Below are 251 nucleotides of genomic sequence, written 5' to 3' on the forward strand. Positions count from 1 at the left end.
TCGGTGAACTTTCGGCGCACATGTGCCATGCAGCCAGCATGGGTGACATCTTTTAATGTGCCATAAGCACCGTAGCCATCCGTCAGTAAATACCCAGAAAAGCCAGACAAGAACGCTTGAGCACAACGACCTGCGCGGCTTGGATGATAGTCATAAATTACAATAGGCGTTTGGACAAACTCACCACTGCGATACACCCACATATACGAGGTCGACTGCGCCTCTCGGTCAGCTTCTCTTAAGACTTGCAC

1 protein-coding gene is annotated in these 251 nt (G+C 50.2%); it reads right to left on the reverse strand.

Annotated features, from left to right (window positions below; translation table 11 throughout):
* Positions 1 to 251: transposase (locus tag AAEY88_RS14775; protein ID WP_350563600.1), on the reverse strand; the 251-nt coding region annotated here is incomplete at both ends.

The sequence above is a fragment of the Psychrobacter sp. CAL346-MNA-CIBAN-0220 genome, assembly GCF_040309805.1.
In the GTDB taxonomy this organism is placed as follows: domain Bacteria; phylum Pseudomonadota; class Gammaproteobacteria; order Pseudomonadales; family Moraxellaceae; genus Psychrobacter.